Raw genomic sequence first — 12,526 nt, 5'->3', positions numbered from 1 at the left:
TCGTTTGAACTGTATAAAATAAGGGTTTTTGGTTGTTCGGTTTTTTGTGCGGACATAGGGACAGGAATTAATAGTAGTAAACTAAATAAGAGTAACAGCCATTTTTTCATATTATTATTCTCCTAGTTTATATTTAGAATTCACTTTACAATTATATACAATAAATGCGTTATAGTCTATGAAAGTTACATTTTTGCACGTATTTACCAGATTTTTTTTCACAAAATCGGTCTAAAGCATGATGATAATATGTATAGTTATTTGCTATGATAAAAGAGTAGTAGAATGTAGGTAATTGTAAAGGGAAGGCTGAAAGGGGACAAATTTCAGCGGAGAAAGAGGTAGAGGTAGTGAAGAAATTCTTTGTAGGATTTTTAGTTGTTCTTGGAGTATATTTATATTTCCAAGGAAAGTCTGAAGGAATGGATAAGCTAGTGAATGGAACAAGCTATGTTGATTCAGAAGAAGCAAAACAGATGAAACAAATCATTATAGAGGAAGCGAAGAAAGTAAATCTTCCGGAATGGATACCTCTTGCAATTGCTGAGCATGAAAGTCGATTAAATCCAAGAAGTGTTGGAGATAATGGAACTTCATTCGGATTGTTTCAACTACACCGCGGCGGCGGGCTTGCACCAGAACATTTAACTGATGATGAGCTGAAAGATCCACGTACAAATGCGCAAATTGCAATGCCGCATTTAATGAAAGGATATAAGCGTGGGGTGCAAAAAGGTTTGACTGATTTTGCATTACTGAAATATATAGCGAATACATCTGGATGGCCAGGGAATTTAGGGCCAGAGTGGACGGATAATAACATGAAGTATAACATCGGATTAGAAGATGTGTACTATCGAAATAAAGGTGTAATTAAAGAGTAGGTTTTGATACCTACTCTATTTTTTTTTGATAATCGTTTCATTTTGTGAAATACTCCGCTAGTTGTATTTTTACGTATTCTAGTTTTGTGGAAACTTGAGGTATTTTATATCCTACATACAGCGGTGAAACGACAAACCTAGGAACAACTTTACAAATGATTTTTCCATTTAAGTAATAGAAGAATAAGTTATAACTACTGCATCCTTTATGGAAATCTGTCAGTATGTAACGTACAGTTTGCTGAATGTAATTTGCCATGTCATCTATATATGAAATATTATCAATGATTATATTGAATTCAGTGAAGCCAATAATGGGACGCTCTGAAATATTAAGCTCAATGCGTTCGTTTTTTTGAACAATTACCCCTTGGAAATTTTCTTCTTCAATATTTTCAAGATAATCTACATATTTCATTCCGATAATTTGCATGTGTGCATGATGCAAACTTCCACCTGAAAATGGACCGTGATTTTTGTATAAAATTACAGATGCGAACTCTTCTTTCTTCTGTAAGTGTAACCAATGTTGAATAGAAAATTGCATTAATTTCCGCATATGTTCTTCTGTATATGTTGCGATATGATCTTCGCAATTATCGGTTTCAATTAACACTGTTTGAAATGTATCTTGTAATGTAGGAAATTTATTTTTTAACCAAATAATAGAACCATCAGTTGCTAAAATATCCGTTAAATGTTCTGTATCGCAAAATGGACATGCAGCGCTTCTATTCCGAATACTTTCTGGTTTTTGTTTACCGATATCGTTTAAAAAATATAGTTGTTGTGTATCCATTTATATATATGCCCCTTTAAAATATGTGTAAAAATCCCGTTTAATACATTCGGGAAAAGGAGAAGGAAATCCTCTAAAGGAATAAGGGGAAAAATAAAAGACAAGATATCCTCATTACGATAGGGTACCTTGTCTTTTATTTTTTCTCTAATAGTGTGTATGGATAATATAGAACATTTTCAGTATTTTTCTTTTTTCTATTTTTTATTGTGTATAAGGTAATTGCTGTGCTTGCAATTATAATAATGGCTTTCTTCATATTCATATACCCCTTTTTATTGTTGGTTTAATTCTTGGCTAACTGCTTTTGCATCGACCAAAGCGTGTAAAATCATTTTTACCATGTTCATCATATTTCTTCACTCCTTTTTATAGTTCATTTAGTTCTTTTACAACTGCTTGTCCGTTCACTAATACCTCAAAGATTGCTTTTACGATTTCTTTTATCATGTTTGTTTCCTCCTTTTGTTTGTCTCTCTTGTTTACATCTTTATTGTATAGGGAGGCATCTTTTCGTACTATCGCTTTCTATTACGTGAACATAACAGTTTTGTAAGATTTGATGTCACTCATTGAAATGTTTAGTCTATCTTCATTATTTTCAGAAAAATGACTATTCAAACATGAAATAGGGAAGTATAATAAAGAAGTAAGTATTAAATTCCGTACGAAAGGGGTGAATGAGATGAAACGTTCTTTAGCTGCACGTGCCAAATTTTTAGATTTTATCTATTTTTGTCGTGCGATTTTTCATGATGTAGTTGTTAACGGGATACGTATGCCCTTTTTTAACAATTGCATAGTGACTATTGAACGATAGGAATCTCTTCACCCATTTTTAATAAACGTGTGAAAAGGGAGCTATTTGGCTTCCTTTTTCTATGCCGAAAACCATGGGGAATGTTTCTTTCTCATGGTTTTTTATATTGAAAGGAGTACGGAAAATGACTATTTGTAGTGTAAATAATGTAACGAAATCTTTTGGTGGAAACATCATATTTGAAAATATATCGCTTGAAATAAAGAATGGTGAACGTGTTGGGTTAGTTGGTCGTAACGGTAGTGGGAAGACAACAATCTTTGGGCTTCTAACGGGAATGGAGAGTTTGGATACAGGAGTTATTCATATGAAGAAAGGTACACGTATTGGTCATGTCGCACAAATTCCGAAGTTTGATGAGGCCATGACTGTATATGATGTATTGAGTTCCGCTTTTAAAGTAGAAAAGGAATTAGAAAAAGAAATGCATACTCTAGAAAAAAATATGGCAGAAGAGCAGGAACAATCTTCTTTGCAAAAGCTAATGGAGAGGTACGGAGTAATTCAAGAAAAATTTGCATTTCTCGGTGGTTATGAAATAGAGGCAAATATAATGAAGGTAGCAAATGGCTTACAAGTGACAAACTTATTTTCAAGAGTATTTACGGAATTAAGTGGAGGAGAACAGACGAAAGTAAGCCTTGCATATATGCTATTGCAGAAACCAGATTTACTTCTATTAGATGAACCAACAAATCATTTAGATTTGTTTGCAGTTGAATGGTTAGAGCAATTTTTAAAAGAATATAATGGAACAGTTATGGTTATTTCACATGATCGCTATTTCCTTGATGAAGTTGTAACGAAAATTTTTGATTTGGAAGATGGAGAGATTCACGTGTACCATACGAATTATTCTCAGTTCGTTGAGGAGAAGGAAGAAAGATTACTTCAAGAGTTTCAAGCTTATCAGGAGCAACAAAAGAAAATAAAGAAAATGAAAGAAGCAATTAAGCGTCTACGTGAATGGGCAAATCAAGCGAACCCTCCGAATGAAGGATTGCATAAAAGAGCGAGAAATATGGAACGTGCGTTAGAACGTATAGAGAAATTAAAGAGGCCGATTTTAGAACGAAAACAGATGGGTCTTCAGTTTGAAGGGCAAGAGAGAAGCGGGAAAGATGTTGTTGTAATGAAAGAAGTGAGTAAAGGTTTTGCTGGCCGACCTTTATTTGAACAAGCGAATTTACATGTTCGTTTTCAAGAGCGTGCTGCTATCGTTGGTCGCAACGGCACAGGGAAGACCACTTTACTAAAATTACTATTAAAAGAAATGGAACCAGAAGCTGGCGCAATTAGGGTTGGTAGTAGTGTGAAAATCGGTTATTTATCACAGCATACGTATGAAAATATGAAGAGTAATGTATTGGAAGCATTCAGGGAGAATGTGGCTGTAACAGAGGGAGAAGCAAGACATATATTAGCTAAGTTTTTATTTTATGGTCCAGCAGTATTTAAGAAAGTAACGCAACTTAGTGGTGGAGAAAAAATGAGGTTAAGACTTGCGCAACTTATGTATCAAGACATCAATTTTCTAATTTTAGATGAGCCGACAAACCATCTTGATATTGAATCAAGAGAAGTTTTAGAGGAAGCCCTTGAGCAATATAACGGGACGATTTTAGCTGTTTCACACGATCGATATTTTTTAAATAAGTTATTTGAAAAGACGTACTGGATTGATGAATGTAAATTATTTGAGTTTGCAGGAAACTATGCATGGGCTCGTCAAAAGTGGGAAGAAAAGCTTGAGAAGCAAGTAATAAAGCAGAAACGCCAAGGAAAAAAAAGTGTTGAAACGGTTCCTGTAAAAGAGAAAGAAGCTAGGAATCTTGAAGAGATTGAAAACGAGTTAATGCATGTAGAAGAAGATGTATATGCAATAGAATGTGAAATGGAACATGTAGCTGATGTTGAAAGACTTGAAAAATTATATGAGGAAAAAACGAAGAAAGAGTTGTTACGAGCAGAGTTATATAATGAATTAGAGAATATTGTGGAGTAATGAGTAGAAAGCCACTTCCTTTCAGTTTTGCTGGAGGAAGTGGCTTTTTTCATAATGATATTTGGCTTTAAAGGTTAAATAAAGCGATGTGTTTCACGTGAAACAGTAACTTAGATAAATCCGTGTTCCTCAATTTGCATAGCTTGTGAAACATATGAAATGATAAGGTGAAAAATAAATGTCATTAGTGGTTTTTCGATAGGAGTAATTACAAAAACAAAGGCTAATTATTTCCCGAGAGATAAAGTGAGACTTTAATCAGTCCTCACGAATCGGGCTTTTACGGGCAGCACGCCCCCCACCTAACTTCTTTGCTTTCGCTGAATTTTGAGGTGAGGGTCTTACTGACCGGAAAATAGTGGGATAAATATGTGTAAAAGAGACTAGTGAATGAAAACGAAAAGAGAGCAAAGTTACAGCTTTACGCGCTGAACTCTGCTCTCTTTTTGCGTGGTATCTTCTCTCGTTGAAATTATAATAGCGATCCCGAGCATGATAAAAAAAGCTAAAAAGAGGACGAACTTTGGGAAGAACGGGAATAGTAATAGCGCCCCGACTATCATAATTGTTAATAATACGTAGTGCAGGACGTATTGGAATAGGTTGTCCATATTTTCGCCCCCTTTTTGGTAATTGGTTATTAGTATTCTATGTTTCATGCTGAAGAAATAGAAGTAGATTTTTAAGTTTTTAATACGAATTATAGCTGAGTTTTCTTAAAGTATAAGGATAGAGTGATAATTTTGGAAAAATTCTCAAAATATTTATTTAGAAAGAATTGACAAAATATACTGAACGATATAAGCTAATAACCATAAAGTCTACCGGAAAGGTCGGAATAAGATTGTTACCCCTCAAAAACATCTATTTTTTTCTGATTAAAACCGACTTTTCCGATTGGCTATAAATGTGCTGTGGGAGGCATACATAAGGTAATTCGTTCAGAGGGTATAATCATAAAAAGTTAGGGTGGGGACAATGAAGAAAAAGACAAAAAAATGGGCTGGTGTATTTTCGGTATTAATGAGTAGTTCGCTTGTGTTGTCTGCTTGTGGGGGACAGGAGGACGCGGCTTCTACAGAACCGGTTAAACAGCAGGATTTAAAAAATGTGAAAATTGAAAAGATCGCTGCGACAGATAAAACGAAAGTGCCAGACAAAGCGAAGAATAGAAAAGATACGTTAGTAGTTGGTATTAGTAAGCCAGGCGGCGTATTTTTACCATACTTCCAACAAAATGGTTGGGATGGAAACGTAACTTCAGTTATTTTTGCATCTCTCGTATCAACCGATAAACAAGGGAAACCAATTCCAGAATTAGCTGAGAAGTGGGACGTTTCTTCTGATCAGTTAACATATACATTCCATTTACGTAAAGATTTGAAATTTAGTGATGGATCGCCATTAACGGCGGATGATGTAGCTTTCACATTGACGCTTTTACATGATAAGGCATATGAGGGTGAAGTAGATATCTCTCAATATGCGGTTAAAGGTGGTAAAGAATATAAAGAAGGAAAAGCAACTTCAATTGAAGGTATTCAAGTTGTTGATCCACAAACAATTAAAATTACAACTGAAAAAGTGAATTCACAAGCTATATTTGTTTTAGGAGGTACAGTACTATCAAAAGCTTATTATGGAAAAGATTATAAGCAAAATACAAGCTTAGATTACTTAAAAGATTTATATGGAAAGCCATTAGCTGCGGGTCCATATAAATTTGAAAAGTATATTCCAGGTCAAGAAGTTCGTTTTGTAGCAAACGAAAATTATTATGCGGGTAAACCAAAAATTCAAAACTTCATTTATAAAATTACTTCTGGTGATACGAAGCTTCAGTTGTTCCAAACAGGAGAAGTTGACCATACTGGCTTAGGTACTGGTGATGAGGTTCTTGAACAGGCTAAGGCTTTAGAATTCGCAAATATCCAAATCGAAACAGCACCGTCATATAGTTATATTTATATGAATAATAATAAGCCTTACTTAAAGGATAAAAAGGTTCGCCAAGCACTTATTTACGGATTAGACCGCAAAAAATATGTTGATACAGCGTTAAAAGGGTACGGTACAGTAGCCAATGTACCAATTCATCCAACTTCTTGGGCTTATACGGAAGAAGGAGTTAATAAATACGAATACGATAAAGAAAAAGCGAAAAAATTATTAGATGAAGCAGGGTGGAAAGTTGGTTTGGATGGAATTCGTGAAAAAGATGGTCAAAAATTAAAACTTTCTTATTTCGGTCCAAGTTCGGCTAAAGATAGTGATTTATTAATTCCGATTGCGAAAGAGAATTATAAAGAAATAGGTGTAGAGTTTAATCCTGAATTTATGGACTTTAATACGATGCTTTCTAAGGTAAACAAAGGGGATTATGATTTAGCTTCTGTTTCGACACCGATTACAAGTGACCCGAGTGAAACAGCTGGTGAATATTTGTCTACTGCAAATGAAACTAGTCTTGGTTATAAGAATGCAAAAGTAGGTGAGCTAATTCAAAAAGGTATTGAAACTGTAGATATCGAAAAGCGTAAACCTATTTATAAAGAATTGTATAAAGAATTAAGTGATGATCCACCAGTAATTCTATTAAACTACCGTAGAACAATTACTGGTTATAACGGGAATATAAAAGGAATTGATCCTGAAAAGTACAACAGTATTAGTGCAAACTTACCAGTATTATCATTTGAAAAATAACGATAAGAATGTATAAGTAGAAGACATTTTTTCATTCGGTTAGTAATGTGCCGCTTTGAAAAAATGTTCTTCTATTTTAAGCATAAGATTGGAGAGAAAAAGGGTGAAAACATATATTGTTCGTAGGTTGTTACAAATGATTCCTACACTGCTTGGTACATCAATTATTATCTTCGTCCTGTTCGCACTTCTTCCTGGGGATTATATTGATTCAAATCCGAAAATTACACCGGAAAGAGCAGCTGAACTGAGGGAATTATATGGGTTGAACAAACCGATTGTTGAGCGTTATTTTCATTGGTTAGGTAATGCATTGCAAGGGGACTTTGGCTTCTCGCTTCAATATCAAGAGCCTGTAACGTCATTATTAAATAAATTTATTTGGAATTCTTTTAGTGTAGCAATTATTGCATTGTTTTTTATTTGGCTAATTGCACTTATTATCGGTGTATTCTCGGCGACGAAGCAACATTCTTTGTTCGATAAACTTGTAACAATCGGTGTTTTTGCAGCAATGTCATTCCCTTCATTCTTTATCGGTTTGTTTTTAATTAAGGTGTTTGCGGTTGACTTTAAGTTATTACCGATAGGTGGAATGATTGATGTTGGCAGTAATTCAACAGGATTTGCTTACGTGATAGAAGTTGCAAAACATATGATTTTACCAGTATTTATTTTGACACTTCTTGGGGTCGGCTCGCTAACTCGTTATTTTAGAACAAGTATGTTAGAGGTTGTAAGACAAGATTACATACGAACAGCAAGAGCGAAAGGTTTGAAGGAGAAGACGGTTATTTATAAGCATGCATTAAAAAATGCAATTTTACCGGCAATTACGTTATTAGCATTTGAATTACCTGGCTTGTTTTCTGGGGCAATTATTATTGAACAAATTTTTAACTGGCCAGGGATTGGTAATATTCAATTAGAAGCATTAAATTTCCGTGACTATACAGTATTGATGGCATTTACGATGTTTCTTTCTTGTTTAACAATCGTTTCAAACTTTTTAGCAGATATCGTATATGCAGTTGTTGATCCACGAATTCGGTTGAAGTAAGGTGGGGAAAGAAATGGAGACTGTTACAGTAATTACAGAAAAAAAAGAAAAAAAGAGAAGAAACGCATCATCACCATGGCGACAAGCTTTTAAAAAGATAAAGAAAAATAAGATGGCACTTGTAGGGTTTTATGCATTAATTTTTATGTTTTTATTTTGTTTTATCGGTCCGTTCTTTTCTCCATATGCATCAGGAAAAATACAAGTTGCGCTCATTAACAAACCACCTAGTTTTTCTCATTGGCTTGGTACAGATCAATTAGGAAGAGACATTTTAACAAGGCTTATGCAAGCGGGACGTATTTCATTAACCATTGGTTTAGCTTCAATGGTTTTATCAGTTATACTTGGAGCTTTATTAGGAGCGATTGCAGGTTTTTATCGTGGTATTGTGGACAATATTATTATGCGGCTTGCAGATATTTTAATGTCGATGCCAGGATTACCGTTACTTATTATAATGGGTGCGATTTTATCAGAGTGGAAAGTACCGTCTGATTATCGGTTGTATGTCATTATGATTATTTTAAGTTTAGTAGGTTGGCCAGGGCTTGCACGCCTTGTAAGAGGGCAAATTTTATCACTTAGGGAGCAAGCATTTATGCAAGCTGCTGATGTGTTAGGAATAAAAGATTACCGGAAAATTATATATCACTTAATACCTAATGTTTTACCCATTTTAATTGTCGTATCTACATTAGGTGTTGCAGGTTCTATTTTGGGAGAATCCGCGCTAAGCTACTTAGGTCTCGGCGTCGTCCCACCTACACCATCATGGGGGAATATGATTAGCGCAGCTAACTCATTAATTGATTTTCAAAAGCGTCCGTGGTTATGGATTCCTCCTGGTTTTGCAATCTTTATAACGGTTGTATCAATTAATTTACTTGGTGATGCACTTCGTGATGCGTTAGATCCAAAGATGAGACGGTAGGTGAGAAGGTATGAGTAGGGCGGTAGTAGAGCTAAAAGACTTACAAACACACTTTCAAACGGAGGAAGGGACAGTGAAGGCTGTAAACCATGTTAGCTTTGCTGTTCGGGAAGGTGAAACGGTTTGTGTAGTAGGAGAATCAGGTTGCGGGAAGAGTGTAACGGCTTTATCTATTATGGGGCTTATTGCTGAATCTGGCAGTGTAGTAGGTGGAGACATTTTATATGAAGGAAAAAGTCTTTTAGGAATGAAAGAGAAAGAACTTCGTAGTTTACGAGGCAATGATATTGCGATGATTTTCCAAGAACCGATGACATCGCTAAATCCGGTCTTCACTGTAGGTGAGCAAATTGTAGAAACGCTAAGGGAGCATGAATTACTTAGTAAAAATGAAGCGTATAAGAAAGCAATTGAGTTAATTCGTAAAGTTGGCATAGCCCGTGCTAATGAAATTGTTCATTCTTATCCGCATGAATTGAGCGGCGGGATGTTACAACGTATTATGATTGCTGTTGCGCTTAGTTGTAATCCTAAGTTATTAATTGCTGATGAACCGACAACGGCTCTTGATGTTACGATCCAAGCTCAAATATTAGACTTATTAAGACAAGTAAAAGAAGAGTTTAAAACATCTATTTTACTAATTACACATGATTTAGGCGTTGTAGCAGAAATGGCTGATTACGTTGTTGTTATGTATGGCGGGAAAGTTATTGAAGAAGCCCCAGTACTAGAGATATTCCAAAATCCGAAACACCCGTATACGAAAGGCTTGTTGAAATCAAAACCAGTGATGGGAAAACGAATAGATAAACTATATTCTATTCCAGGGCAAGTTCCTAATTTAGTTGGTTTGGATGAGTTTTGCTACTTTAGCGGGCGTTGTGAGCATTGTATGGAAATATGTGAAAAAGAAGTCCCAAATCTAAATGTAAATGATGAAAATCATAAAGTAGCTTGCTGGTTATATGAGGAGCGTGCGGAGCAATGAGTGAACCATTATTAGAGGTAAAAAACCTAAAGACATATTTTCCAATTAAAGGTGGCATATTTAGTAGAACGATCGGACATGTAAAAGCAGTTGATGGAGTAAGTTTTACTATTAATAAAGGCGAAGTGTTTGGTCTCGTTGGCGAATCAGGGAGCGGAAAAACAACGATAGGAAAAACAATTTTACGTCTCGTTCAAAAAACAGAGGGGGAAGTGAAGTTTAAAGGGAAAGATGTTCATTCTTTATCCAAGGATGAATTGAGAAAACATCGCCCTAATATGCAGCTCGTTTTCCAAGATCCATTTAGCTCATTAAATCCGAGAATGAGAATTGGAGAAGCACTTGGAGAGCCGATGTTGGCCCACGGATTAGCGACGAAAGAAAATGTTCGTGAAAAGGTAATTGAAGTATTGGAGTTATGTGGCTTAGCTCCTTATCATATTGACAGGTATCCCCATGAGTTTTCTGGTGGACAACGTCAACGTATCGTAATAGCAAGAGCTATGGTATTAAATCCAGAATTCATTGTAGCTGATGAACCTGTGGCGGCACTAGATGTATCTATCCAAGCACAAATTATTAATTTATTTAGTGAGTTACAGGAGAAAAAGGGATTATCTTATTTATTCATTTCACATGATTTGAGTGTAGTAGAACATTTATGTACGAAAATCGGAATTATGTATTTAGGTACGATTGTGGAGACGGCGCCGCGTGATGAGTTATTTACCAATCCGCTACATCCGTATACAAAAGCATTGTTATCAGCCGTTCCAATACCAGATCCAACAGTGAAGCGAGAGCGAATTATACTAGAAGGGGATATTCCAAGTCCAGCAAATCCACCTTCAGGTTGTCGTTTTCATACACGTTGCCCGTTTGCAACAGATGTTTGTAAAAAAACAATACCAGAATTTCGTAATGTTGGTGATGATCATTTTGTTTCTTGTCATCATGTATAAAAAAAGACTCTTTCAAATGGAAAGAGTCCTTTTTTTATTTACTAGATGAAGTTTGTTTCAATACAAATTGCTCGATTGCGTGAGCAACACCATGTTCATTGTTTGTTAATGTTACAACATCACATAGTTTTTTTACATCTTCTTCAGCGTTGCCCATTGCAACAGATAAGCCTGCTACTTCTAACATTGGTACATCATTAAAATTATCACCAATAGCAACTGTATCTTCAATAGGAATATTAAAATGAGCTGCCATCTGCTGTAGCCCGTTTCCTTTATGTCCATTCTTATCCATAATTTCTAAGTTAGTAGGAGCTGATGCTGTAACCATAATATCAGCGTCTTCTTGTAACACGCTTAATAGCTGTGCGCGATGCGCTGCATTAAATGTTGAAATGAAGAATTTAGATATTTCTAGTTCTTGGTTATTTACAACATCTTCTATTTTTTTGAAATCAGTAATTAAGTTCGATTTCTTTTGCTTTTCTGTAATTCGTTCAAGTTCCTCTAATGTAACATCGAGCGCCTGCTTATTTTCTTCGAACGCTTGCATCACTTGATCTTGCCATGTATATGGAGAATAAACTCCTTTATTTGTATATAACTTATATGGGAAACTTTCAGATTCTAGTAATTTTGCAAGTTTGTACACTTTGTCGTTTTGTATACAACGCGAGTTAATTACTTTTCCATCCACATAAACAATGGCCCCATTGCTTGCTCCGACTGGAAGAGATAATTTATATTCTTCCAATAGCTTTAAAGCATCCTCTTTCGCACGACCAGAACAAATCATTACAATATGACCAGCTTCTTGTGCAGTTTGGATTGCTTGTAGGTTTTCTTTGGAGATTTCAAGATTAGATGATAGTAGTGTACCATCCATATCTAATGCGATTAATTTCAAAATGACCACCTCTTTGTTTTTATTATACATAGTTATATAGAGGAAACATATAAACTTATCTTGGAAAGACGGTATTTTATCTCATATTAAAAGTAAGTAAAGATTAGATAGGTTTAGTGTCACTAAATAAACTGTTTGTAACAAAAATAGAGAGGAGTATGACTATATTTCACTTTATGACTGTAATATTACATGAATGTTACAAACGTGAGCTTAGTGAAAAGTGCATTAAATAAAGGTTTTTGGGGATTATTATAAAAAAACGTAAAAAAAGTGTAATAAATTTCACGTTATTATATTGCAACGTAACAATAGTTATGTTACATTAATGTTACAAACGTTACGTTATCAAATTTAATGTAACGTTAACATAAAAACTATGAAATAAACATTTCTTAGAAATTACATATAGATAACTTATGAAAAGGGAGGATAAATGATATGAAAGAGCAAGTATT

Annotated in this window: 12 protein-coding genes and 1 pseudogene; 8 read left to right on the top strand and 5 right to left on the bottom strand. The window is 34.9% G+C overall.

Annotation, left to right across the window (positions count from 1 at the left end; genetic code table 11):
• A pseudogene (locus tag DN403_RS32385) lies at nucleotides 1-110 on the bottom strand (DUF2334 domain-containing protein); the annotation flags it as partial.
• A 240-nt stretch (nucleotides 111-350) separates the two neighbouring features.
• Between DN403_RS32385 and DN403_RS25010 the strand changes: the two are divergent.
• Entirely contained in the window at nucleotides 351-884 is a 534-nt protein-coding gene (locus DN403_RS25010) for a transglycosylase SLT domain-containing protein (protein ID WP_000713249.1), read from the top strand.
• A 37-nt stretch (nucleotides 885-921) separates the two neighbouring features.
• Here DN403_RS25010 and DN403_RS25005 read toward each other — a convergent pair whose 3' ends face one another.
• Nucleotides 922-1,683: a DUF4931 domain-containing protein gene (locus DN403_RS25005; RefSeq protein WP_002162952.1), complete on the bottom strand. Its 762-nt coding sequence runs from the start codon at nucleotides 1,681-1,683 to the stop codon at nucleotides 922-924.
• 136 nt (nucleotides 1,684-1,819) lie between these two features.
• Nucleotides 1,820-1,948, bottom strand: coding sequence for a hypothetical protein (locus DN403_RS25000; protein ID WP_002083998.1), 129 nt, complete (start codon nucleotides 1,946-1,948; stop codon nucleotides 1,820-1,822).
• Between the two features lie 420 nt (nucleotides 1,949-2,368).
• On the opposite strand from DN403_RS25000, the gene DN403_RS31940 reads away from it, so the two are divergent.
• Nucleotides 2,369-2,503 carry an RAxF-45 family protein gene (locus DN403_RS31940; RefSeq protein WP_000830643.1) on the top strand — a complete coding sequence of 45 codons (135 nt, stop codon included), beginning with the start codon at nucleotides 2,369-2,371 and terminating at the stop codon, nucleotides 2,501-2,503.
• A 73-nt stretch (nucleotides 2,504-2,576) separates the two neighbouring features.
• The gene (gene abc-f, locus DN403_RS24995) at nucleotides 2,577-4,508 is read left to right on the top strand and encodes a ribosomal protection-like ABC-F family protein (protein ID WP_141481178.1); all 1,932 of its coding nucleotides are present in this window, start codon (nucleotides 2,577-2,579) and stop codon (nucleotides 4,506-4,508) included.
• A 413-nt stretch (nucleotides 4,509-4,921) separates the two neighbouring features.
• Here abc-f and DN403_RS24985 read toward each other — a convergent pair whose 3' ends face one another.
• Nucleotides 4,922-5,119 carry a hypothetical protein gene (locus DN403_RS24985; protein ID WP_000369259.1) on the bottom strand — a complete coding sequence of 66 codons (198 nt, stop codon included), beginning with the start codon at nucleotides 5,117-5,119 and terminating at the stop codon, nucleotides 4,922-4,924.
• Nucleotides 5,120-5,486: 367 nt separating this feature from the next.
• On the opposite strand from DN403_RS24985, the gene DN403_RS24980 reads away from it, so the two are divergent.
• The 5 genes from DN403_RS24980 (at nucleotide 5,487) to DN403_RS24960 (ending at nucleotide 11,161) form a co-directional block, all read left to right on the top strand.
• On the top strand, nucleotides 5,487-7,214 hold the full coding sequence (locus tag DN403_RS24980; RefSeq protein WP_149185853.1) for an ABC transporter substrate-binding protein: 1,728 nt from the start codon (nucleotides 5,487-5,489) through the stop codon (nucleotides 7,212-7,214).
• A 103-nt stretch (nucleotides 7,215-7,317) separates the two neighbouring features.
• A complete protein-coding gene (locus tag DN403_RS24975) occupies nucleotides 7,318-8,274 on the top strand; it encodes an ABC transporter permease (protein ID WP_000860748.1) in 957 nt (318 codons plus the stop codon).
• A gap of 13 nt (nucleotides 8,275-8,287) precedes the next feature.
• A complete protein-coding gene (opp4C, locus tag DN403_RS24970; protein ID WP_000451075.1) occupies nucleotides 8,288-9,208 on the top strand; it encodes an oligopeptide ABC transporter permease in 921 nt (306 codons plus the stop codon).
• A gap of 10 nt (nucleotides 9,209-9,218) precedes the next feature.
• Nucleotides 9,219-10,199, top strand: a complete 981-nt coding sequence (locus DN403_RS24965) for an ABC transporter ATP-binding protein (RefSeq protein WP_000085616.1) — start codon at nucleotides 9,219-9,221, stop codon at nucleotides 10,197-10,199.
• On the top strand, nucleotides 10,196-11,161 hold the full coding sequence (locus DN403_RS24960) for an ABC transporter ATP-binding protein (RefSeq protein ID WP_001294500.1): 966 nt from the start codon (nucleotides 10,196-10,198) through the stop codon (nucleotides 11,159-11,161). Before DN403_RS24965 ends, DN403_RS24960 begins: the two co-directional genes overlap by 4 nt.
• 34 nt (nucleotides 11,162-11,195) lie before the next feature.
• Here DN403_RS24960 and DN403_RS24955 read toward each other — a convergent pair whose 3' ends face one another.
• Complete coding sequence (locus DN403_RS24955; protein WP_000766426.1) at nucleotides 11,196-12,068, bottom strand: Cof-type HAD-IIB family hydrolase; 873 nt, start codon at nucleotides 12,066-12,068, stop codon at nucleotides 11,196-11,198.
• Between the last annotated feature and the right edge of the window lie 458 nt (nucleotides 12,069-12,526).

The sequence above is a fragment of the Bacillus sp. AY2-1 genome (assembly GCF_008368965.1).
Lineage (GTDB): Bacteria > Bacillota > Bacilli > Bacillales > Bacillaceae_G > Bacillus_A > Bacillus_A thuringiensis_S.
This window is presented reverse-complemented; position numbering and strand designations above follow the sequence as displayed.

Bases quoted from the DNA above. Each gene is read 5' to 3' on its own strand.
- DN403_RS25005 (WP_002162952.1), bottom strand. From the start codon at position 1,683: ATGGATACACAACAACTATATTTTTTAAACGATATCGGTAAACAAAAA.
- DN403_RS25000 (WP_002083998.1), bottom strand. From the start codon at position 1,948: ATGAATATGAAGAAAGCCATTATTATAATTGCAAGCACAGCAATTACC.
- DN403_RS31940 (WP_000830643.1), top strand. From the start codon at position 2,369: ATGAAACGTTCTTTAGCTGCACGTGCCAAATTTTTAGATTTTATCTAT.
- abc-f (WP_141481178.1), top strand. From the start codon at position 2,577: ATGGGGAATGTTTCTTTCTCATGGTTTTTTATATTGAAAGGAGTACGG.
- DN403_RS24985 (WP_000369259.1), bottom strand. From the start codon at position 5,119: ATGGACAACCTATTCCAATACGTCCTGCACTACGTATTATTAACAATT.
- DN403_RS24980 (WP_149185853.1), top strand. From the start codon at position 5,487: ATGAAGAAAAAGACAAAAAAATGGGCTGGTGTATTTTCGGTATTAATG.
- opp4C (WP_000451075.1), top strand. From the start codon at position 8,288: ATGGAGACTGTTACAGTAATTACAGAAAAAAAAGAAAAAAAGAGAAGA.
- DN403_RS24965 (WP_000085616.1), top strand. From the start codon at position 9,219: ATGAGTAGGGCGGTAGTAGAGCTAAAAGACTTACAAACACACTTTCAA.
- DN403_RS24960 (WP_001294500.1), top strand. From the start codon at position 10,196: ATGAGTGAACCATTATTAGAGGTAAAAAACCTAAAGACATATTTTCCA.